Raw genomic sequence first — 19,933 nt, forward strand, 5'->3', positions numbered from 1 at the left:
TTTTTAAAATTGTGTCGATAGTGTGTTTTAGAGTCTTTTAAAAAGGAGTTTAAAATGGACATTAGCAATATTCAAAGGGATACAAATATAACTCATTTTAACACAAAAAGTGTTGAAAAGCCATCTCAAGAGAATAAGCAACAAGTTGATTTAAATGATCAAGATGAGAATTTAAATGAAAAATTAAAAAACGCAACAGAAAAACTTAATAGACAAATGGAGACATTGGAAACAAATGTGCGTTTTGCGTATAATGATAAAATAAACGAAATGTATGTAAATGTCACCGAAAAAGACACAGGTAGATTAATACGCAAAATTCCTAGTGAAGAAGTTATGAAATTAATAGAACATTTTAAAGGTGTTATTGGCACCATTTTTGATAAGGAGAGTTAATCATGGCAGTAGGTAGTTTAGGAAGTTTAGGTATAGGTTCGGGAGTTTTAACAAGCGATACACTTAATAAGCTTAAAGAAGCAGAAATGAATGCTCACTTAAAGCTTTATAACACACAACTTGAAACTAACACTTCAAGACAAAAAGACTTAGCAGAGCTTGAAGCTAAACTACTTGCTTTTCAAACTGCTGTAAATAGTCTTGGCGATACTTCTCAATTTAACAAAAAGAAAGTTTCTCCTAGTGTGAGTGGTGATAGCGCTGCTGCTAGCTTGGTTGTAGGCTCTTTATCTAATCTTTCAAATATGAAAGTCATAGTCGATCAACTTGCTCAAAAAGATGTTTATCAAAGCAATGGTTTTAAAGACAAAACCTCTACCGTCATGGGCAGTTTAGGTATAGAAGGTGATGAAAATGGCAAAGCTTCTTTTACTATTACCCAAGATGGAAAAGACTATAAAATAGAAATTGATAAAAGTACAACCGTAGCTCAACTTGCTGAAAAAATCAATTCCGCCACAGGTGGTAAAATAGAAGCTAAGCTAGTAAATACCGGAGATAGAGACAATCCTTATCGTTTAGTAGTGCAAAGCACTGAAACAGGAACTAAAAACAATATCTCTTTTTCAGGCGATGATAAACTTTTAGAAGCTATGGGCTGGAAACTTGATAAAGATAGCATTAGTGCAGGTGGTTTGTATGGTTTTAGACCTCAAAATGCTGGAAATGAAAAAGATAAAATAACCGGAAAAGTTGTTGGAAGCACTTCTGATAAATTACTTGAATCAGGTCAAAACACTTCTTTTACTTTTGTTATAAAAAATGGTGAAAGATATGATAGATTTACTATAGATATAAATGATCAAACAACCTATGAAAGTTTAGCAGAGGATTTAAAAAAACAAACTAATGGAAAAGTAGAATTAAGCTTTAGCGAAGATAAAAAGTCTTTTACTTTTAGAGCTACTAATGGTGGTGAATTAAGTCTTTTTGATGGTGGTTATGCAACTGATGCTGATGGCAATATAGATCAAGCAAATTATACTAGAGATCCAAATGCCAAAAATTTACTAAGTAAAAAATTTGGAATTGATTTAGATTATAGCACACCACAAGGCTACAATGTTTCCAAAGACAATGAAAACCATATCCAAAAAGGTATGGATGCTATCTTTAGTGTAGATGGCGTTAAGATGATTAGATCAACTAATACCATCACAGATATAGGACCTGATATTACCCTAGAGCTTAAACAAAAGGGTGAAATTAGTTTCAATGTTACTCAAGATACTGAAGCCATAGCACAATCTTTAGAAAGCTTAGCTACTGCTTATAATGATTTGATGATCAATCTTAATGCAGCGACAAAATACGATCCTGATGCAGGGACAAAAGGAAATTTCGTAGGTGTAAGCTCGATTTATAATATAAAATCACAAATTAACAATATTTTGCTTCAAACTATCACAGTAGATGGAACAATCACAGTTGGAGATAGTGATACTTCAGATGGTGTTAAAGTTTCTTCAAAAGTAAGTTTATCTTTAGCTGATTATGGTTTGACTTTAAATGATGGGGTTTTAACCTTTGACTCTGGAAAATTTAATGCTAAGTTTAATGAAGATCCTGAAATGGCTGAGAAATTTTTCGTAGGACACAATGGCTTTGAAGACATTGATCTAACAGGAGATAGAGTAAGTAAGCTTGATAGTGGCGATATAGAATTCAAAGAAGGTAATTTTACCATTACTTATAATGATGAAACTATAGATTTAAGTAAAACTGCCAATGGAGATCCTTTTAAACTAACAGGAAAAGATGATATAGAAAAAGCTAAAAATTTAGTTGATCATATAAATAGTTTTGGCTTAGAAGGTTTAGAAGCTAGTTTTGAAATCATTAATCAAGGTAACAATAATCAGCAAATCCAATTTAGAATCAAAGGAACATCAGGAAGTAATCTAGAAATTCAAGGCGATAAAGACTTTTTGAAAAAATTTGGCTTAAGTCCAAAAACTATATATTCAGTTTACAAAGAAGAAACTGGAACCTTTGGGGTATTAAAAAACACTATGGGTGAGATGATGAGCTCTGATGGTTCTTTTGGGGGTTATAAAGACTCTTTAACCAAAGAATCAAAAAATCTAAACGAAACTATAGAAAATACTAAAAAATCCATAGAAAGCAGATATGACACAATGTGGTCAAGATGGGCTGCATATGATGGTATAATTGCAAAATTAAATAACCAAGCAAGTGTTATTACAAATATGATTAATGCAGCAAATAATCAAAATTCTTAAAAAATAGAGAGGATTTAAATGCTAAATAGTGCAGTATATAATGCGTATTCACAAAATCAAACTGGTGTAGAATCCCAAGAAAAACTTATAGAGATGTTATATAGTGGGATTTTACGCTTTGCAAGTAGGATAAAAATAGCTATTCAAAATGGAAATATAGAAGAAAGAGTGTATTATGTAAAAAGAGCTAGTGCTATTTTTATAGAATTGTTAAATTGCCTTGATTATGAAAAAGGCGGAGAAATAGCACACTACTTAAGTGGCCTATACACTAGAGAATTACAACTTCTTTCTTTAGCAAATATAGAAAATAGTGAAGCAAGAGTAGATGAAGTTATCAATGTAGTCAAAGGCTTGTTAGAGGCTTGGAGAGAAGTTCATCAAAAATGAGTGAAAAAAAATGGATAGATGAGTTTAAACTAGCTGTATATACTGAAGATGTGGAAAAAATAGTTAAACTCATAGAAAAACCTGACTTTAAAGATTGTCCCAATGAGGCTTTAGCTCTTACTAATGAGGCAATAGCTTTTATGAAAAAAAAGCAAGATGAAGTAGCAAAAAATTTACAAAAACTCAAAAAAGCATCTGCTTATATGAAATAAAACATGGCGATAAGCCGAGTTCTGTCAAGAGCGATCATTTATCTAGACTTGTTTTTGCAAACAAGTTCAAGCGAAGGGTTATATTATAAGACTAAAACCACCCCTTCTTGCTGCGGATTGGGTTTACATAGCTAGCTTTGTTACCAAAGCTACTGGTAGGCTCTTACTCTACCGTTTCACCTTTTCCATATAATATGGTAGTTTTCTTTCTGTTGCACTTTCCCTTAGGTTACCCTAGCCATCCATTAGATGGAATCCTTGTCTTATTGCAGCTCGGACTTTCCTCTTCAAAAGAAGCGATCGCTTGCCATGTTTAGATAAATTTTATCAAAAAAATCATTTTTATACTAGAGTAAAAATAAGATTTAATGTAATTTTTAATTCATTTTCATATTTTACAAGCTCTAAATTTTTGACTTTTATATAAGGATCTAGTTCTTGCAAAAATTGCATTAAAAAATAAAAATCACCATTAAAACTCAATCTTAAATCATAATAAGTAAAATACTGATCTTGACTTTCATGACTTTGGATTTGTAAAAACCTTACTTTAGTGAGATTTTTTTCTATATTTTTTAAAACACTTTGATAATCTTTACTTTCTTCTAAGGATATTTCATTATCAAAAGATTGCAATTTTTCATCTTTAAAATCAGAAATCAATTCTTGTTTTTGCTCATATTTTGCTTGTAAAATAAATAACTCATCTTTTGACAATTTCATTTGTTTTTCAAAATACTCAAAAATACTCATATAGATTATAAAAAAACCAAATACAAAAGCCATTATCAAAGTCAATATAAATTCGCGTTTAGATAATCTCGTAAAAATATTTTCTAAATTTTCATAAAGATTTTTCAAAAACAAGAGTAATTTTTTCATCGTTAATCTCTTTATTTTTTAACACAAAATGATATTTTTTAAAATCATCATAAAAATCATAATCTTTATTAAGCTTTATGATAAAATCATTATTTTTTATATATAAAGCTTCTATATAACTTTGATGAGAATTTAAGACTTTTAAAAAATTATAAAAATCCTTATAGCAGAGCGTATTTGCATAAAATTTTTGTAACAAATCAATTTTTTGTTCATTTTTTTCTTGTAATTTTTCAACTTCATGATTTTGTTTTTGATTTATTTTTGCTTGCTCTAAGATATCATCTTGATTTTTGATTAAATTTTCATATTTTATTTTTTCTTTTTCATAAAATGATTTTTGCGTATATAAATACAAAGGATAAACTAAGGCTAGTAAAATCCCGCATGTAAAAGCTAATAAAATTTTAAAACTAAAAGATTTTAAATGATTTATTTTTGCTATATTGGCAAAATCAATTTTAACTCGATCATGTTTTTTTAATAATTTTTGATAGAAAGTATTACTATTAAATTTATCAAAACTGCTAAGATTTTGAGTATCGTCTATACTTATGATGTTTTTATATGTATTTTTTAATTTTTCATCATATATTTTACTATAAGTATTTAATGGCATAACTTTGCAATTTTGAAATTCACATCCCAAATACTCCACTAAAACTATGTATTTTTTCTTAAATAATAATGCAAGATTTTCACTATTTGTATCATTCCTAAAATACACTTCAAAGAGCAGGGGTTCTGGGATTACATAATCAACATCTAAAATATCTTCATATTTACACAAAAATACATGAGTAAAAGATTTATCTTGAAAATACTTTAGCTCATATGAAAAATCATCTTTAAGACCAAGTTCCTCAAAGCTCTTTTTTAAGATTTCATCTTCACTAATAGGATTTGTAAGTTTTATATATAAAAGTTTTTCATAAGTAAGAAAATCTTTTTTGATGATTTTTTTACTCATCATAAAGGATTTTTTTGAGATTTTGCTCGTTTTTATGCCAATTTTTTTCTAATTGAACGAACAATTTTAGCATTACCTTTTTTTGTGCTAATTTTTCTATTTTCATCCTAGCTTCTTTACCTATACGCTTAATTGTAGCTCCATCTTTACCTAGTATCATTCCTTTATGAGAATTACTATCTGTAATGATGATAGCGTTAATATAATAAATTTGCTCAAGCTCTTTGATTTTTTCTATTTTTACTTCAGTGCTATAAGGAATTTCATCACTTAAATTTTCATATATAGCTTCTAAAATAAAATCTCTATAGATATCCTTTTCATTTGTGATAGTAATAAACTCAGGATCAAAATAATACGGATGTTCAGGCAAATACTTAATCATCTCATCTAAGAGAATTTTTTTATAAAATTTTTGCTTAGCAGAATAGGGGATAATAGCGCTAAAATGCGAGTTAAACTGAGAATACTCGCTTAATTTTTTAAGTAAGACTTCTTTTTTTACCAAATCAACCTTATTGATTAATACAATATGCGGCACTTTAGGATTTAAACTTAAAAAATTTTCATAATCTTTAATATCATCATAAATACTAGCTACAAATAAAATCACATCACAATCTACAATGCTTTTAATCGCCAAATCAATCATAAGCTGATTCATAGCTTTAGAGCTTGCATGCAAGCCTGGTGTATCTATAAAAATAAGCTGATGATTCTCATGCATTATAATTGCATTAATCTTTCTTCTTGTAGCATTTTGCTTATGAGAAACCATAGCCACTTTTTCTTCTAATAAAGAATTAAGGATAGAACTTTTTCCCGCATTAGTTCTACCCACTATGCTTATAAAGCCACTTTTCACAAGATATACCTAGCTAAATCTTTATTTTCTATGATATCTCCAAGTTTAACTTGCACTTTAAAATCATCTATTTTATAAACTTTTCCAGCATATTCATCTGCTTCAAAACTAATATCTTCCAAAAGTTTTTCCACCACCGTGTGTAAGCGTCTTGCGCCAATATCTTGCATTTCTTCGTTAGCCTTGCTTGCTATTTTTGCTATTTCTCTAATAGCCTCATCTTCAAAAACAAGCTCTACATTTTCAGTTTTTAAAAGCTCAATGTATTGTGTTAGTAATGAATTTTTAGGTCTTGTTAAAATAGCATATAAAGCATCCTCATCTAGCGAATCAAGCTCAACCCTTAAAGGAAAACGCCCTTGAAGTTCAGGAATTAAATCACTTGGCTTGCTTAAATGAAAAGCACCTGCTGCGATAAATAAAATATGATCAGTTTTTAAAGGTCCGAATTTAGTTTGTATAGTACTACCTTCAACTATAGGAAGCAAATCTCTTTGTACCCCTTCTTTACTTGGATCTTGGCGGTTTGAATTTGAGCTTGAAACTGCTACTTTATCTATCTCATCGATAAAAATAATCCCTTCATTTTCAGCTCTTCTTAAAGCCTCGCCTTTAATACTTTCCATATCAAGAATTTTTTCACTTGCTTCTTGAGCTAAAGCTATTCTTGCATCTTTTACTTTCATTTCTTTTTTAACTTTTTTATTACCCACGCCAATAACTTTTACTATATCTTGCATAGCACCCATTTCAGGTGGTAAATTTGGATTAGTATCAAACACGCTTTGTGAAATTTCAACTTCTATTGTGCTATCATCTAAATCACCAGCTTTTAATTTCACGCGCATTTTTTCTAAAGAATTTTGATACTCTTCTTGTTTTTCTTCACTAACACCCTTTGGTAAAGGTGGTAAAAGTTTTTCTAAAATTTTATTTTCTATAAATTCATTAATTTTGTCTTTATTTTTTTCTTTTTCTTCGTTTTTTACTAAATTTAAAGCAGCATTAGCTAAATCTCTAACCATGCTTTCTACATCACGCCCAACAAAACCAACTTCAGTATATTTACTTGCTTCAACTTTTACAAAAGGAAGTCCCATCATCTTAGCAAGGCGTCTTGCAATCTCTGTTTTACCAACCCCAGTTGATCCTATCATTAAAATATTTTTTGGCATGATATCATCTTGAAGTTCAGGGCTAAGCTGCATTCTTCTATAACGATTTCTTAAAGCAATTGCTATAATTTTTTTGGCGTTTTTTTGTCCAATTACATAATCATCTAAAAATTTCACAATCTCTTTTGGAGTTAAATTCATTTATCATCCTCAATTACATAAGTTTTAATATTTGTATTTGTATAAATGCAAATTTCACCAGCTATTTGCAAGCTTTCTTTGACTAATTCTTCTTCATCTAAATTTGAATGTTTGGCTAAAGCTCTTGCAGCAGAAAGTGCATAGTTACCCCCACTACCAATAGCAGCTATAGCACCATCTTCAGGCTCAACTACATCTCCAGTTCCTGAAAGTAAAAATATATGATCTCTATCTAATACCAACATCATTGCTTCAAGTTTTCTTAGGTATTTATCCTTACGCCATTCTTTTGAAAAATCTATTGCAGCTTTTAACAAATCACCCTTAGAACTAGAAAGTAGTTTTTCAAACATGTCAAAAAGATTAAAAGCATCAGCAGTGCTTCCTGCAAAACCTGCTAATACTTTTCCATTGTTTAATTTTCTAATTTTAACTGCATTGTTTTTTAAAACAGTGTTTCCAAAACTTACTTGCCCATCTCCACCAATTACAGATTTATTTTTACCTTTATAAGCTAAAATTGTAGTTGCGTGAAACATTATTCTCCTTTAACTTCTAGCTTAAATACAGCATGAATTGCATGGCCTAATTTTGCTGAAATTTCATGCACACCAAGCTCTTTTATGGTATCACATTCTAAGCTTTTTTTATCAAGCTCTATACCTTTTTGATCTTTTAATGCATGTGCGATTTCATCTTTAGTAACCCCACCAAACAAGCTTCCATTAGCTCCCACAGGCTTAGCTATACAAATAGTGATTTTAGATAATTCCTCTTTTAATTTTTCCAAATTTGCAAGTTCAAATCTTAAATTTTCAGCCTTTTTCTTTTGCTCTGCTTCATATTGTTTTAAAACTTCATGTGTAGCAGCTTTGGCAAAACCTTTGGCAATTAAAAAATTTTGTCCATATCCATCTTTTACTTCTTTAACTTCTCCTGCTTTTCCTAAGCTTTTTACATCTTTAATTAATAATACTTTCATTGTTTTCCTTTTTAAAATTTTCTTCCATTTTTACCTGCGATGATAAATCTCAAAGCATTTAATCTTATAAAGCCTGCTGCATCTTTTTGATCATACACAGCATCTTCTTCAAAAGTACAATAAGCCTCGCTAAATAAGCTATCATTCACACTTTCTCTGCCTATTACTATTACATTACCTTTATATAATTCAAGTTTAACTTTACCATTTACATATTTTTGTGACTCATCAATTAAGGCTTGAAGCATTAATCTTTCAGGCGAGAACCAATAGCCATTATAAATTAAACTTGCATATTTTGGCATTAATTCATCTTTTAAATGTGCTGCTTCTCTATCAAGAGTGATACTTTCTATAGCACGGTGTGCTTTTAAAAGTATACTTCCACCCGGAGTTTCATAACAACCTCTACTTTTCATACCCACATAGCGATTTTCAACAATATCAAGACGACCTATACCATGTTTTGCACCAAGCCCATTAAGTTTTGCTAAAAGCTGTGCAGGAGACATTTTTTCTCCATTAATAGCACATAAATCGCCTTTACTAAACTCAAGCTCTATCACTTCGCTTTCATTTGGAGTTTCTTTTAAATCTTTCACCCAACGCCACATATCCGCTTCAGGTTTAGCAGCGGGATCTTCAAGTACTAAACCCTCATAAGAAATATGCAATAAATTTGCATCCATAGAATAAGGTGACTTACCTGGCTTTTTAGCTATATCAATACCATGTTTTTGCGCATAAGCTAAAAGTTTTTCACGGCTATTTAAATCCCATTCTCTCCAAGGAGCAATAATGGCTAAATTTGGATTTAGCGCCAAAGCACCTAATTCAAAACGCACTTGATCATTTCCTTTACCTGTTGCTCCATGACTAATAGCATCTGCATTAGTTTTATTTGCTATTTCTACTAAAGCTTTTGCTATCAAAGGTCTTGCTATACTTGTACCTAGTAAATATTCTCCTTCATAAATAGCATTTGCTCTAAACATAGGAAACACATAATCTTTTACAAATTCATCTTTTAAATCTTGAATAAAAATATTTTCTTCTTTTACACCCAAAGAAAGCGCTTTTTTTCTAGCAGGTTCAAGCTCTTCGCCTTGTCCAATATCTGCTGTGAAAGTTACTACTTCACATTTATACTCATCTTGTAGCCATTTTAAAATTATACTTGTATCAAGTCCGCCAGAATATGCTAAAACTACTTTTTTAATATCTTTTTTCATTGTCTTTCCTCTTTGTAAAAAAATGATTGTAAAATTTAACGAATTTAGCTTAATATAATGTAAAATATTTAGACATTTTATAACATTTTCTTGTATTTTTTGATAAAATATTTTTATGAGAATAGATAAATTTTTAAATGTAGTTAATATTACTAAGCGTCGTGCTATTTCAGAAGATATGTGCAAAAGTGGTGTAGTAAGTATAAATAATCAAGTAGTTAAAGCTAGTAAAGAAGTAAAAATTGGCGATGAAATAAGCATTAAATTTATAGAATATACCAATACCTATAAAGTCTTAGATATACCAACAACCAAAAGCATACCAAAAGCTATGCAAGAAAAATATGTGGTAAAAATCCAATGAAAGAAATGATTTTAAGCCAAAATGAGCTTTATAAGCTTTGTGAAATTTTACCTAAAAATGGAGTTATTTTACTTCAAGGGGATTTAGCAAGCGGTAAAACTACTTTAGTACAAAATTATGCTCAATTTCTTGGAGTAGAAAAAACGCTTAATTCTCCTACATTTTCTATCATGCAAGAGTATGATTTTCAACAAGGTAAAATGTATCATTATGATATTTATCAAGAAGGTTTTGATGGGCTTTTAAAAAATGGCTTGATTGAAAATTTTTTTGAAGAGGGTTTGCATTTGGTAGAGTGGGGTGATGAAAAATTAAAAAAATATTTAGATAAATATCAAATTTTTAATATAATTTTACAAATCATTCCTTATGAAAATAAAAGAAAGTATATAATACATGAGTAAGCTAGAAGCTAGAAATTTAGAAAAAATCATTAAAAAAACTAAAATCATACACGATGTTTCGCTAGAAGTGCAAAGTGGAGAAGTTGTAGGACTTTTAGGGCCTAATGGAGCAGGAAAAACTACGAGTTTTTATATGATATGTGGACTTATTTTGCCAACAAGTGGACAGGTGTTTTTAGACTCACAAGATATCACAAAAGAACCACTTAATAAAAGAGCAAAGCTTGGCATTGGGTATTTACCTCAAGAAAGTAGTGTTTTTAAAGACTTAAGCGTAGAAGAAAATTTACTTTTAGCCGCCCAAGTAATATATAAGGATAAAAATTTATTAGAACAAAAGATAGAACAAATGCTAGAATTACTTAGCATAGAACCTATTAGACACAGAAAAGGCATGAGTTTAAGTGGGGGTGAAAGAAGGCGTTGTGAAATCGCAAGATCACTTATGTGTGATCCTAAATTTTTACTTTTAGATGAACCATTTGCTGGGGTTGATCCTATCGCAGTGAGTGAAATTCAAAGCTTGATTAATGATTTAAAAGCTATGAATATAGGTGTTTTAATCACTGATCATAATGTAAGAGAAACTTTAGCAATTTGCGATAGAGCTTATGTGATTAGAAGCGGAAGGTTGCTAGCTAGTGGTAATGCTAATGAAATTGCGCATAATGAAGATGTTAAAAAATATTATCTTGGAAGTGAGTTTAGACTTGAATAATGCTTAAACAAAAAACCTCTATAACACAAAAAGCAAAACTATCACAAACCTTAAGATCTTGGCTTCCTATATTGCAAGCTAATATTGAAGATCTAAAAGAAAGTTTAGATGAATTTGCTAAAGAAAATCCTTTTATAGAGATCAAAGAAAACTCAAGCATTACAAACAATCAAAACAAGTATTATCAAGAGTATTTTAGTAAAAATACCACTACACAAATGATTGATGCAAAAAGCTTGGAAGTAAAAAATGTATATGAACTTTTAAGCGAGCAAATCATACCACCATTTTTTCCTACTAAAAAATCCCAAACCATTGCTGAAAAAATCATAGAATGTTTAAATCATGAAGGTTATTTTGAATATGATGAAGAAATTTTAGGTGAATTTGATCCTTTAGAAGTAGAAAAAATCAGACAAAGATTTAAGTATCTTGAGCCTATTGGAGTGGGCGCAAAAGACAATCAAGAAGCTTTTATTTTTGCATTAGAGCATTTTGACTTAGATGATGAGCTTTATGAGTTTTGCAAAATGTTAATTTTAAATTTAGAAAATGCAAAAGATTTTATCAAAGATCCTTTATATAAAAAGGCTATAGCTATAATTAAAAAAATCTCCATTCCACCTTTTTTGGAGTATTTTGAAGAGAGCATGGAAATCATTCCTGATATATTTATTTATCAAGAAAATGGTGAAATTAAAATTAAAATCAATGATGATTATTATCCTGAAATTGCTTTTGAAGCAGATGGTTTAGATCATGAGTTTTTAAGTGCTTATTTAAAAGATGCAAAAAATTTAATCGATGCACTAGCTATGCGTAAAGCTACCCTTTATAAACTAGGGCTTATGATTATAGAATATCAATATGATTTTTTCATGGGCGGAGATATTAAACCTATGCAACTTAAAGATTTAGCACAAGATCTTGAAAGAAATGCTTCTACTATTTCAAGGGCAATTGCAAACAAATACTTAAGTTGTGATAGAGGTTTAATACCTTTAAAATCTTTCTTTACCACCGCAGTTGATGATGGCGAAACTTCTAATGCTACAATCAAAGATTTTCTTAGTAATTTAATTAAAAAAGAAAATCCTAAAAAACCTTTGAGTGATTTGAAAATTCTTGAACTCACTCAAAAAGAATTCCCAAGTGTGCAACTAGGGCGTAGGACTATCACTAAATATCGTATGCAACTTGGTATAGGAAGCTCAAGTGAGCGTAAAAAATTATATGAATTGATGTAGGAAAAGATGAATTTAGAAAGTATTTTTGAAAAAACCATAAAACAAAATGTGCGTTTAGTAGCAGCTAGCAAGTATGTTCAAGATGAACAAATTCGAGAGCTTTTTAAGCAAGGTGTTATAGAGTTTGGAGAAAATCAAGTCCAAGCTTTAGCTTTAAAAAAAGAAAAACTTCAAGATTTAGAAATCAAATGGCATTTTATAGGCAATCTTCAAAGTAACAAAATCAATCTTTTAATCAAACAAAACCCATTACTTTGGCAATCTTGCAATGGCTTAAAAATCGCCAAAGCCGTAGATAAAAGACTTGATTATAAATTAGATACTTTATTAGAAATCAATACTGCTAATGAAAGTTCTAAAAGTGGTATAGAGCAAAATAAGGCCATAGAAGAATATTTACAAATACAAGAAGAGTGTAAAAATTTAAACCTTACAGGCATTATGTGTATAGGCTCTATGGATGAGGAAAAAGTTCAAGAAAGCTTTGAGCAAACTTTTAAAATCTATGAAATTTTACAAAAACACGGGGCAAAAATTTGCTCCATGGGTATGAGTGGGGATTTTGAACTAGCTATAAAATGTGGTTCAAATATGGTGCGTTTGGGGAGTATTTTATTTAAATAAACCCCATTTGTTTTGCTTTTTCTATCATAAAATCTGCGCCATTTTCACTTTTTAATCCTTGCAAGGCTAAAGATTTTTCTTCTAGTGAGAAATTTTCTACCAAATTTAAAAATTGATGTTTTTCTTCTTGGGTTAAAATTTCACATAAATTACGCTCTTTTAAATACAAAGCATTAAAATACTGATGATTTTTAGCCGCATATGGATAAGGAATAAAAATACAAGGAAGTAAATTTGCACTAAGCTCAAAAAGACTGCTTGCGCCTGATCTTGATATAGCTAAATCTGCTTTAGAAATTTTATCCATAATGTTTTTATCAAAGTCAAAAAGCTCTACTTTGACATTTAAATCCTCATAAGCTTTTTTACATCTTTCATAATCATTCTTACCACATTGATGAATGATATTTATGCCTTTTTCTTTAAAGTATAAAGCATTTTCTAAAGCAAGGTCATTAATAAATTTAGCCCCTTGAGAGCCACCAAGAAAAATAATATTTTTTAATTCTTTTCTCACTCTTGCTTTTTGAGAAAAAATCTCGCTGATAGGATAAGGACAAAAGAAAGTATTTGCTTTGTTAATTTGATCATCAAAAGCAGTAAAAAAAGCTTTAGAAAAAGGCTTTAAAAGTGAATTTAAACTTCCTATTTTTGAATTTTGTTCATGGATTAAAAGTGGAGTATTTGCCATTAAAGCACCAAAAGCGCCTGGAGCACTGCTATATCCACCCACACTAAAAACTGCTTTAATATTATGTTCTTTTAAAATTTGTTTTGTTTTTCTTGCAAGTTTTAAAATATGTAAAAATGATTGAACTTTAGCTAAGCCTTTTTTATTAACAACGCCTTGAGAGCTTAGAAAATATTTTTTATAAAAACCATTTTCATTTTCAAACCAAAGTCTATCTTGGCCATTTTCACTTCCTATGTAAATACATTCTATGCCTTGTTTTCTTGCGCTTTGCAATAAACATCTAGCTATAGCCAAATGCCCTCCCGTGCCTCCACCTGTAATTGCTATCATTTGTCCTCTTTATTTAGTTTTTCTTCTAAAAATTTAATTCTTTCCTCTAGTTTTTGAATTCTCTCTTTTTGGCTTATTTGAAATTCTTTAATATAAGCAGGTATACCAATAGCTGTTAAATTTGCCCCAACATCTTTTAATACAACTGCATTTGAACCTATTTTTGCATTTTTACCTATGGTAATATTACCTAAAATTTTAGCCCCAGAGCCTATGATCACACCATCTTCTATAGTAGGATGTCTTTTGGTATTTTTATCTAAACTTGTGCCACCTAAGGTTACTCCTTGATAGATAATCACATCATTACCAATTATAGCTGTTTCACCTACTACCACACCTATTGCATGATCTATGAATATCCTTCTACCTAGCGTAGCTCCAGGATGCAAATCAACCCCTGTTAAAAACTGAGAAATTCCACTAATCATTCTTGCTATGCGTTTATAATTTTTGATATAAAAAAAATGCGCAAAACGATAATTTACCACAGCCCAAACACCAGGATAGTTAAAAACTAATTCCACCCAAGATCTATATGCAGGATCTTTTTGTTTTGGCATAGAAAAATCTTCTTTGATTAGTTTAAAAATACTCATTTAGAACCTATACTTTTTAAGTATCCATTATCATTTAAAAATAAATAAATTTCACCCAAAATATGTTTTTTTTGATTTTCATTTACAAGTTTTGAAGCATAAATTTTTTCATTAATATTGTCCATAATTGCATGCACATCATAATCAAGATCTTCTAAGGTATCTAAAATAGATTGAGCCTCTAGCACGCTTTCTACTTCAAAACCCTTTTCATTAATACTTATACAAGCTTCGGTTGGATGTGTAAAAAGATTATGCTTCATACCAAGCACTTCTTGATAAGCTCCCACTAGGAAAAATCCTAAAAAATAATCTTCAGCTTCTACATCAATATCATGTAAAAACAAAGGATTATCTTTCGAATAAGAAATTTCCCCATCGCTATCACAAGTTATATCCCATATACTTGCACTTCTAGTTGGCTTTTTATTGAGTCTATCAAGTGGCATGATAGGGAAATTTTGCTCTAAACCCCAAAAATCAGGTAAAGACTGAAATACTGAAAAATTCACTAAATATTTTTCTTGCACTTCATTTTGCAAACTCGATAAATCAGCTTGATCACCCACCAAAGAAATAGCTTTTCTCATAATCAAATGTACTAAAATTTCACTATTAGAGCGATCTTGTAAATCCACATAACCCAAATCAAACAAGGTTAAAATACTCTCCATATGATCAATGCTATCATGTAAATACTCAAGTGCATTAGAAGCTTTAATGTTTTTATACAAATCATAAAGTTCATCAATAAGTTTTGGGTTTTTATCTTTTAATAAAAGCTTGCTTTCTGTGTATTCTTGAGAAAAAAGCTCTAAAACAGGCGCTACTAAAACAGCATGATTAGCTGCTACAAAACGCCCACTTTCTATAAAAATATCAGGCTCTAAATCTTTTTTTTGTTCTGCAATACCTTTTAAAATAAACACAACATCGTTTGCATACTCACTTAAGGTGTAATTTCTGCTTGTTTCGTTTTTAAACTGAGAGTATTCTACCGCTAAACCTCCACCAAGATTAATAGCTTTTAAATTTTTTGCCCCCATTTTTCTAAGCTCGGTGTAGATATTACCCGCTTCATTTAGAGCTTTTTTCAAAGGATGAATTTCAGTAATTTGTGAGCCTAAATGAAAATGTATCATAGTAAATTGCTCTAAAAGTTTATTAGCTTTTAAAAGATTTACCGCTTCAATAAGCTCAGTGGATGTTAAACCAAATTTTGAATTTATACCACCACTTTTTGCCCAAATTCCTACTCCAGCTGAATGCAAACGCACTCTTAAACCTATATTTGGCTTTGGCTTAAAACGATTTTTAGCAATTTCAATCATTGCTTCAAGCTCATTAAGTCCTTCCATAGTTAAAGTGATATTATAACCCATTTCACACGCTATAAAGCCCATATTTATGAGTTCTTTATCTTTAAAGCCATTAACTGTTATAGGAGCACTTTCATTATTATAAGCCATAGCTAGTAAAAGCTCGGCCTTACTTCCTGCCTCTAAGCCATAGTTGTATTCTTTACCTAGATTAACTAAATTTTTTACAAAACCTGGATATTGATTGACTTTTAAAGGATATACAGCGTTAAAAGAACCTTTATAGTTAAATTCTTTTTTCGCTTTAGCAAATTTATTATAAATTTGCTCAATTTGCTTATGGATTAAATGAGGAAAACGAAGCAACAATGGCCCCTTATAACCATCATCGCGCAAAGTATTTACTATATCTATAATAGCAGGTTTTTTACCATGATTTACACATACTTTGCCATTTTCAATGATAAAATTATTTGCACCCCAAATATTAATACCATAATCAATCATAACTCATTCTCCAAATTTACTAATTTTATATTTTTAGTATCTTTATTTTCTAAATTTTTATAAAAAATCTCTTCTTTTTGCATTTCATCTTCGCCTATACACAAAAAGATTTCAGCATTAGCATTATCTGCTTGGTTTAAATGCTTTGCAAGTTTTTTTGCTTCATAGCTTAAATATACCTTATGTTTTTTTCTTAAAGTATTTGCTAATTTAAAAATAGTATCTATATAAGCTTCATCCATGGCACAAAGATAAATTCCTTCTCTTGATTTTATGCTTTGTTTTTGTTCTAAAATAGCCATAATCCTTTCTATACCCATAGCAAAACCCACACCATAACCACTTTTACCATCTAAGTATTCAATCAATCTATCATACCTTCCACCACCTGCTACGGCAGCTTTTGCACCGATTTCATCGCTAACAAACTCAAATGCACTTTTAGAATAATAATCAAGCCCACGCACTAATTTTTCATCACATTCAAATTCAACATCATTTTCTTTTAAAAGTTTTTGCAATTTTTCATAATCTTTCTTACAACATGAGCATAAATTTTCACTTAGTTTTGGTGCATTTTCGATTAAACTTTGACAATGATCATTTTTGCAATCAAGCACTCTAATAGGATTTAAGTCTTTTCTTCTTAAACAATCCTCACAAAAACCTTCTTTAGAATTTAAAAAATCTATGAGTTTTTCTTTATATACACCCATACATTCTTTACAGCCTAAAGAATTAATTTTCAAGCTTGTATGAATTTCTAAGCGTTTAAAAATTTCATTTAGCATTAAAATAATGCTCGCATCCTCATACACACTTGCTATGCCAAAGCTTTCTACTCCAAATTGATGAAATTCACGCAATCTTCCTTTTTGTGGCCTTTCATAGCGAAACATAGAGCCATGATAAAACCATCTTTTAACACTTTGAGCCTTGTCCATTTTAGCTTCTATGTATGATCTTACCACCCCAGCTGTCCCTTCAGGCCTTAAACACACATCATTGCCTGCTTTATCAACAAATTCATACATTTCTTTGCCAACTATATCAGAGCTTTCTCCAACACTTCTTTTAAAAAGCTTAGTAAGTTCTAAATGCGGACAATTAATAAAAGTAAAACCATAGTTTTTAGCTACTTTTTCACAAGTTTTTACCACTTTTTCATAAAGAGTAGCTTGATCATCTTGTAAATCTTTCATTCCTTTTAAAGCATTAATCATCTATAAAATCCTTAATTTTTTCATGTAAAATTTCAATACTCAAAGAAGCATCTAATTTTAAAATTTTTATATCTATCTTGGTTTTTAAAAACTCTAAAGTTTCTTCTAGGGCATTTTGTATATTTAAAAAATATTCAACCCCTCTTTTTTCAATACTATCTAGATCTTTTTTAGAAAGTCTTTGTTCAATAAGCTCTTTAGAGCCATGCAAAAATATAACCTTTTGCGGAAAAACCCCGCCTGTGGCAAAAGAATTTAACTCAAATAAAATATTTTGATCAAAATCACATCTTGCATAAGCCATATTAGAAATAAAACTACGATCTGAAATGATAAGTTTGTTTTTATTTTGTGCTAAATGCATGTCGATTAAATTTGCTCTATCTGCTAAAAAAAGCAAAAGCTCAGTTTTTTTAGAAAAATGTATTTTGCTTTCTAATAAAATTTTTCTCAAATGCACTCCAAGCTCACTTCCACCTGGTTCTTTAGTAAAAAATGCATTATGAAAATATTTTTTTAAAAGTTCTATCTGTGTGCTTTTACCCACACAATCAACCCCTTCAAAAGCTATATACAATCTCTCTCCTTTAATAAAGATATAATTTCTTTTGGCACAAGCTTGCTCACATCACCATTATGAGCACAAATTGATCTTACTATGGAGCTTGAAATAAAAGAATTTTTTAAATTTGGCATAAGATATATAGTTTCAAAATCTTTCCAAAGCATGTGATTTGCATAGCCAAGTTGTAATTCATACTCAAAATCACTCACCGCTCTTAAGCCTCTTATAATGATATTTATTTGCAAATTTTTAGCAAGATCTACTAGTAAGTTATCAAAAGTTGTAATTTTAACATTTTTTAAGTCTTTTGTAGCAATTTTTACCATTTTTTCTCTATGCTCTAGACTAAACATAGGCTTTTTGCTTTCACTTTTAGCTATAGCAACTACCACCTCTTCAAACATCTTGCTAGCTCTAATGATAACATCTAAATGTCCATTAGTGATAGGATCAAATGTTCCTGGATACACACAACTAGCCATCACTGCCACCTTTGGTATAAATTATGCTCGATATTTGCTAAATCAAGCCATTTTCCTATGATAAATTCATATAATTTTTCTAAATTATCAATCTTAGCATAACTTGCCATTACAGGAGGAGCGATGATAACTCCATAGCTAGAAAGTTTAGCCATTTGTTCTAAATTTAAAGTAGAATAGGGCATTTCTCTTACTCCAAGTATGAGCTTTTTGCGTTCTTTTAAAGCCACTCCTGCAGCTCTTGTAAGTAAAGTATCATTTATACCGCAAGCAATTTTTGCTAAAGTGTTAATCGAGCAAGGTGCGATAAAAGTCGTTTCTATGCCAAAAGATCCGCTTGCTACGCATTGACTAATGTCTTCATTATCTAAAAAATTTACATGTTCAAGCTCAAATTTATCTTTTATGTGTTGCAAAAAGTCTATATTTTGCAAAAGGGAATTTTCTTTTATAAAGCTTATTTTTGCATTTTTACTCACAATAGCATAAATTTGTCCTTTTTCTTTTAAATGTTTTAATAATAAAAAGCCAAGCTCGCAAGAACTAGCCCCGCTAATACCTACTAAAATTTTTCTCATTTTAGCTCCACATAATTTTTACTAATAACTTTACCATGCACGACTTTTCCATCTTTATTTTTAAGGCGAATTCTTTGGTTTAAATTCCCACTTTGCAAGGCTTTTAATTCTATCATCATACTTAAATCCCCATCTTTGATGATACCATAAACAGAATCATTTCTTTGTATAAGGGTTTTGGTTTTAAACATATTATATTTTAAAATCATATTTTCTCTTATATTGCTTTTGGCTATTAAATTTGTGATTTCATCTTTTTTTAATACACCTTGAGGGGCTTTATCAAAAGGAATTTTTAAAATTTTAAAACTAGCAGGACTTAAATTTTCATTACGCGAAATAGGACGCGTAGTTTGCAAAACTTCTAATTTTGCCTTTAAAAAATACTTAAAAAATATATTTTTTTTAAACTGCTCTGGAGTTTTAAATTCAGCCTTTATAAAGCCATCGGCTCTATCAAAATTATGATTACCTAGCTTTAAAAAAATATATTGATTAAAATCAGCAGGCAAACTTGATTGAGTGTTAAGATCCAAAGAAATGATTTCTAGTTGCGGATAATTTGTCTTAAATTCTTTAATCAAAGCTAATTTTACTTCATCAAAATTTGAAGCAAAACTAAAAGTATAGAAAAATAAAACTAGAATGATTTGCTTAAAAAACAATACAACGACCTTTTATAAAAATTATATTAATCGTATAATACATCAAAAAAGTTTGATTTTAGTTAA

24 protein-coding genes and 1 other RNA gene are annotated in these 19,933 nt (G+C 30.0%); 9 read left to right on the plus strand and 16 right to left on the minus strand.

Annotated features, from left to right (window positions below; genetic code table 11):
• Window positions 1-54 precede the first annotated feature (54 nt).
• From L8W57_RS03685 to L8W57_RS03700, 4 genes are read left to right on the plus strand one after another with little or no spacing between them, the layout of a single operon-like run.
• A complete protein-coding gene (locus tag L8W57_RS03685; protein ID WP_133318891.1) occupies window positions 55-396 on the plus strand; it encodes a FlaG family protein in 342 nt (113 codons plus the stop codon).
• Window positions 397-398: 2 nt separating this feature from the next.
• Window positions 399-2,699, plus strand: a complete 2,301-nt coding sequence (gene fliD / locus L8W57_RS03690) for a flagellar filament capping protein FliD (RefSeq protein ID WP_263659842.1) — start codon at window positions 399-401, stop codon at window positions 2,697-2,699.
• Between the two features lie 18 nt (window positions 2,700-2,717).
• Window positions 2,718-3,089 carry a flagellar export chaperone FliS gene (gene fliS / locus L8W57_RS03695; RefSeq protein WP_133318893.1) on the plus strand — a complete coding sequence of 124 codons (372 nt, stop codon included), beginning with the start codon at window positions 2,718-2,720 and terminating at the stop codon, window positions 3,087-3,089.
• Window positions 3,086-3,301 carry a hypothetical protein gene (locus tag L8W57_RS03700; RefSeq protein ID WP_133318894.1) on the plus strand — a complete coding sequence of 72 codons (216 nt, stop codon included), beginning with the start codon at window positions 3,086-3,088 and terminating at the stop codon, window positions 3,299-3,301. The genes fliS and L8W57_RS03700 overlap by 4 nt, the downstream gene beginning before the upstream one ends.
• Here L8W57_RS03700 and rnpB read toward each other — a convergent pair.
• The 8 genes from rnpB to L8W57_RS03740 form a co-directional block, all read right to left on the minus strand.
• Window positions 3,296-3,617: RNase P RNA component class A (gene rnpB / locus L8W57_RS03705), an RNA gene on the minus strand. The genes L8W57_RS03700 and rnpB overlap by 6 nt on opposite strands.
• A gap of 26 nt (window positions 3,618-3,643) precedes the next feature.
• Window positions 3,644-4,183 (minus strand): hypothetical protein, encoded by a 540-nt coding sequence (locus tag L8W57_RS03710; RefSeq protein WP_133318895.1) that lies wholly within the window; start codon window positions 4,181-4,183, stop codon window positions 3,644-3,646.
• On the minus strand, window positions 4,146-5,156 hold the full coding sequence (locus tag L8W57_RS03715) for a hypothetical protein (protein WP_133318896.1): 1,011 nt from the start codon (window positions 5,154-5,156) through the stop codon (window positions 4,146-4,148). The genes L8W57_RS03710 and L8W57_RS03715 overlap by 38 nt, the downstream gene beginning before the upstream one ends.
• On the minus strand, window positions 5,146-6,018 hold the full coding sequence (gene era, locus L8W57_RS03720; RefSeq protein ID WP_263662022.1) for a GTPase Era: 873 nt from the start codon (window positions 6,016-6,018) through the stop codon (window positions 5,146-5,148). The genes L8W57_RS03715 and era overlap by 11 nt, the downstream gene beginning before the upstream one ends.
• Window positions 6,015-7,334 (minus strand): ATP-dependent protease ATPase subunit HslU, encoded by a 1,320-nt coding sequence (gene hslU, locus L8W57_RS03725; protein ID WP_133318898.1) that lies wholly within the window; start codon window positions 7,332-7,334, stop codon window positions 6,015-6,017. The genes era and hslU overlap by 4 nt, the downstream gene beginning before the upstream one ends.
• Window positions 7,331-7,873 (minus strand): ATP-dependent protease subunit HslV, encoded by a 543-nt coding sequence (gene hslV, locus L8W57_RS03730; protein ID WP_133318899.1) that lies wholly within the window; start codon window positions 7,871-7,873, stop codon window positions 7,331-7,333. The genes hslU and hslV overlap by 4 nt, the downstream gene beginning before the upstream one ends.
• A complete protein-coding gene (gene rplI / locus L8W57_RS03735) occupies window positions 7,873-8,316 on the minus strand; it encodes a 50S ribosomal protein L9 (protein WP_039618280.1) in 444 nt (147 codons plus the stop codon). The genes hslV and rplI overlap by 1 nt, the downstream gene beginning before the upstream one ends.
• A gap of 11 nt (window positions 8,317-8,327) precedes the next feature.
• Window positions 8,328-9,548: an argininosuccinate synthase gene (locus L8W57_RS03740; protein WP_263662024.1), complete on the minus strand. Its 1,221-nt coding sequence runs from the start codon at window positions 9,546-9,548 to the stop codon at window positions 8,328-8,330.
• Between the two features lie 115 nt (window positions 9,549-9,663).
• On the opposite strand from L8W57_RS03740, the gene L8W57_RS03745 reads away from it, so the two are divergent.
• Genes L8W57_RS03745 through L8W57_RS03765 form a run of 5 tightly spaced genes read left to right on the plus strand, consistent with a single transcriptional unit; the run spans window position 9,664 to window position 12,905 of the window.
• Window positions 9,664-9,912, plus strand: coding sequence for an RNA-binding S4 domain-containing protein (locus L8W57_RS03745; RefSeq protein WP_066007995.1), 249 nt, complete (start codon window positions 9,664-9,666; stop codon window positions 9,910-9,912).
• A complete protein-coding gene (gene tsaE, locus L8W57_RS03750) occupies window positions 9,909-10,316 on the plus strand; it encodes a tRNA (adenosine(37)-N6)-threonylcarbamoyltransferase complex ATPase subunit type 1 TsaE (RefSeq protein WP_133318901.1) in 408 nt (135 codons plus the stop codon). Before L8W57_RS03745 ends, tsaE begins: the two co-directional genes overlap by 4 nt.
• On the plus strand, window positions 10,309-11,034 hold the full coding sequence (gene lptB / locus L8W57_RS03755) for an LPS export ABC transporter ATP-binding protein (protein ID WP_039618272.1): 726 nt from the start codon (window positions 10,309-10,311) through the stop codon (window positions 11,032-11,034). The genes tsaE and lptB overlap by 8 nt, the downstream gene beginning before the upstream one ends.
• Window positions 11,034-12,281, plus strand: coding sequence for an RNA polymerase factor sigma-54 (locus L8W57_RS03760; protein WP_133318902.1), 1,248 nt, complete (start codon window positions 11,034-11,036; stop codon window positions 12,279-12,281). Before lptB ends, L8W57_RS03760 begins: the two co-directional genes overlap by 1 nt.
• Before the next feature lie 6 nt (window positions 12,282-12,287).
• Window positions 12,288-12,905: a YggS family pyridoxal phosphate-dependent enzyme gene (locus L8W57_RS03765; RefSeq protein ID WP_133318903.1), complete on the plus strand. Its 618-nt coding sequence runs from the start codon at window positions 12,288-12,290 to the stop codon at window positions 12,903-12,905.
• On the opposite strand, the gene L8W57_RS03770 is transcribed toward L8W57_RS03765, so the two are convergent.
• From L8W57_RS03770 to flgA, 8 genes are read right to left on the minus strand one after another with little or no spacing between them, the layout of a single operon-like run.
• Window positions 12,898-13,929, minus strand: coding sequence for a UDP-N-acetylglucosamine--N-acetylmuramyl-(pentapeptide) pyrophosphoryl-undecaprenol N-acetylglucosamine transferase (locus L8W57_RS03770; protein WP_133318904.1), 1,032 nt, complete (start codon window positions 13,927-13,929; stop codon window positions 12,898-12,900). The two genes, L8W57_RS03765 and L8W57_RS03770, sit on opposite strands and share 8 nt — an antisense overlap.
• Window positions 13,926-14,528 carry a serine O-acetyltransferase gene (cysE, locus tag L8W57_RS03775; protein WP_133318905.1) on the minus strand — a complete coding sequence of 201 codons (603 nt, stop codon included), beginning with the start codon at window positions 14,526-14,528 and terminating at the stop codon, window positions 13,926-13,928. Before cysE ends, L8W57_RS03770 begins: the two co-directional genes overlap by 4 nt.
• Window positions 14,525-16,354, minus strand: a complete 1,830-nt coding sequence (gene speA, locus L8W57_RS03780; protein ID WP_263662025.1) for a biosynthetic arginine decarboxylase — start codon at window positions 16,352-16,354, stop codon at window positions 14,525-14,527. The genes cysE and speA overlap by 4 nt, the downstream gene beginning before the upstream one ends.
• On the minus strand, window positions 16,351-17,577 hold the full coding sequence (hisS, locus tag L8W57_RS03785) for a histidine--tRNA ligase (RefSeq protein ID WP_133318907.1): 1,227 nt from the start codon (window positions 17,575-17,577) through the stop codon (window positions 16,351-16,353). The genes speA and hisS overlap by 4 nt, the downstream gene beginning before the upstream one ends.
• A complete protein-coding gene (gene tmk / locus L8W57_RS03790; RefSeq protein ID WP_133318908.1) occupies window positions 17,570-18,154 on the minus strand; it encodes a dTMP kinase in 585 nt (194 codons plus the stop codon). The genes hisS and tmk overlap by 8 nt, the downstream gene beginning before the upstream one ends.
• Complete coding sequence (gene coaD, locus L8W57_RS03795; RefSeq protein WP_263662027.1) at window positions 18,145-18,624, minus strand: pantetheine-phosphate adenylyltransferase; 480 nt, start codon at window positions 18,622-18,624, stop codon at window positions 18,145-18,147. Before coaD ends, tmk begins: the two co-directional genes overlap by 10 nt.
• Window positions 18,624-19,202 (minus strand): UbiX family flavin prenyltransferase, encoded by a 579-nt coding sequence (locus L8W57_RS03800; protein WP_133318909.1) that lies wholly within the window; start codon window positions 19,200-19,202, stop codon window positions 18,624-18,626. Before L8W57_RS03800 ends, coaD begins: the two co-directional genes overlap by 1 nt.
• The gene (flgA, locus tag L8W57_RS03805) at window positions 19,199-19,867 is read right to left on the minus strand and encodes a flagellar basal body P-ring formation chaperone FlgA (RefSeq protein WP_263662028.1); all 669 of its coding nucleotides are present in this window, start codon (window positions 19,865-19,867) and stop codon (window positions 19,199-19,201) included. Before flgA ends, L8W57_RS03800 begins: the two co-directional genes overlap by 4 nt.
• Window positions 19,868-19,933 lie beyond the last annotated feature (66 nt).

Origin of the sequence: Campylobacter sp. IFREMER_LSEM_CL1890 (assembly GCF_025772045.1) — a bacterium.
Taxonomy (GTDB): Bacteria; Campylobacterota; Campylobacteria; order Campylobacterales; family Campylobacteraceae; genus Campylobacter_D; species Campylobacter_D lari_D.

Bases quoted from the DNA above. Each gene is read 5' to 3' on its own strand.
- L8W57_RS03685 (WP_133318891.1), top strand. From the start codon at position 55: ATGGACATTAGCAATATTCAAAGGGATACAAATATAACTCATTTTAAC.
- fliD (WP_263659842.1), top strand. From the start codon at position 399: ATGGCAGTAGGTAGTTTAGGAAGTTTAGGTATAGGTTCGGGAGTTTTA.
- fliS (WP_133318893.1), top strand. From the start codon at position 2,718: ATGCTAAATAGTGCAGTATATAATGCGTATTCACAAAATCAAACTGGT.
- L8W57_RS03700 (WP_133318894.1), top strand. From the start codon at position 3,086: ATGAGTGAAAAAAAATGGATAGATGAGTTTAAACTAGCTGTATATACT.
- L8W57_RS03710 (WP_133318895.1), bottom strand. From the start codon at position 4,183: ATGAAAAAATTACTCTTGTTTTTGAAAAATCTTTATGAAAATTTAGAA.
- L8W57_RS03715 (WP_133318896.1), bottom strand. From the start codon at position 5,156: ATGATGAGTAAAAAAATCATCAAAAAAGATTTTCTTACTTATGAAAAA.
- hslU (WP_133318898.1), bottom strand. From the start codon at position 7,334: ATGAATTTAACTCCAAAAGAGATTGTGAAATTTTTAGATGATTATGTA.
- hslV (WP_133318899.1), bottom strand. From the start codon at position 7,873: ATGTTTCACGCAACTACAATTTTAGCTTATAAAGGTAAAAATAAATCT.
- rplI (WP_039618280.1), bottom strand. From the start codon at position 8,316: ATGAAAGTATTATTAATTAAAGATGTAAAAAGCTTAGGAAAAGCAGGA.
- L8W57_RS03740 (WP_263662024.1), bottom strand. From the start codon at position 9,548: ATGAAAAAAGATATTAAAAAAGTAGTTTTAGCATATTCTGGCGGACTT.
- L8W57_RS03745 (WP_066007995.1), top strand. From the start codon at position 9,664: ATGAGAATAGATAAATTTTTAAATGTAGTTAATATTACTAAGCGTCGT.
- tsaE (WP_133318901.1), top strand. From the start codon at position 9,909: ATGAAAGAAATGATTTTAAGCCAAAATGAGCTTTATAAGCTTTGTGAA.
- lptB (WP_039618272.1), top strand. From the start codon at position 10,309: ATGAGTAAGCTAGAAGCTAGAAATTTAGAAAAAATCATTAAAAAAACT.
- L8W57_RS03760 (WP_133318902.1), top strand. From the start codon at position 11,034: ATGCTTAAACAAAAAACCTCTATAACACAAAAAGCAAAACTATCACAA.
- L8W57_RS03765 (WP_133318903.1), top strand. From the start codon at position 12,288: ATGAATTTAGAAAGTATTTTTGAAAAAACCATAAAACAAAATGTGCGT.
- L8W57_RS03770 (WP_133318904.1), bottom strand. From the start codon at position 13,929: ATGATAGCAATTACAGGTGGAGGCACGGGAGGGCATTTGGCTATAGCT.
- cysE (WP_133318905.1), bottom strand. From the start codon at position 14,528: ATGAGTATTTTTAAACTAATCAAAGAAGATTTTTCTATGCCAAAACAA.
- speA (WP_263662025.1), bottom strand. From the start codon at position 16,354: ATGATTGATTATGGTATTAATATTTGGGGTGCAAATAATTTTATCATT.
- hisS (WP_133318907.1), bottom strand. From the start codon at position 17,577: ATGATTAATGCTTTAAAAGGAATGAAAGATTTACAAGATGATCAAGCT.
- coaD (WP_263662027.1), bottom strand. From the start codon at position 18,624: ATGGCTAGTTGTGTGTATCCAGGAACATTTGATCCTATCACTAATGGA.
- L8W57_RS03800 (WP_133318909.1), bottom strand. From the start codon at position 19,202: ATGAGAAAAATTTTAGTAGGTATTAGCGGGGCTAGTTCTTGCGAGCTT.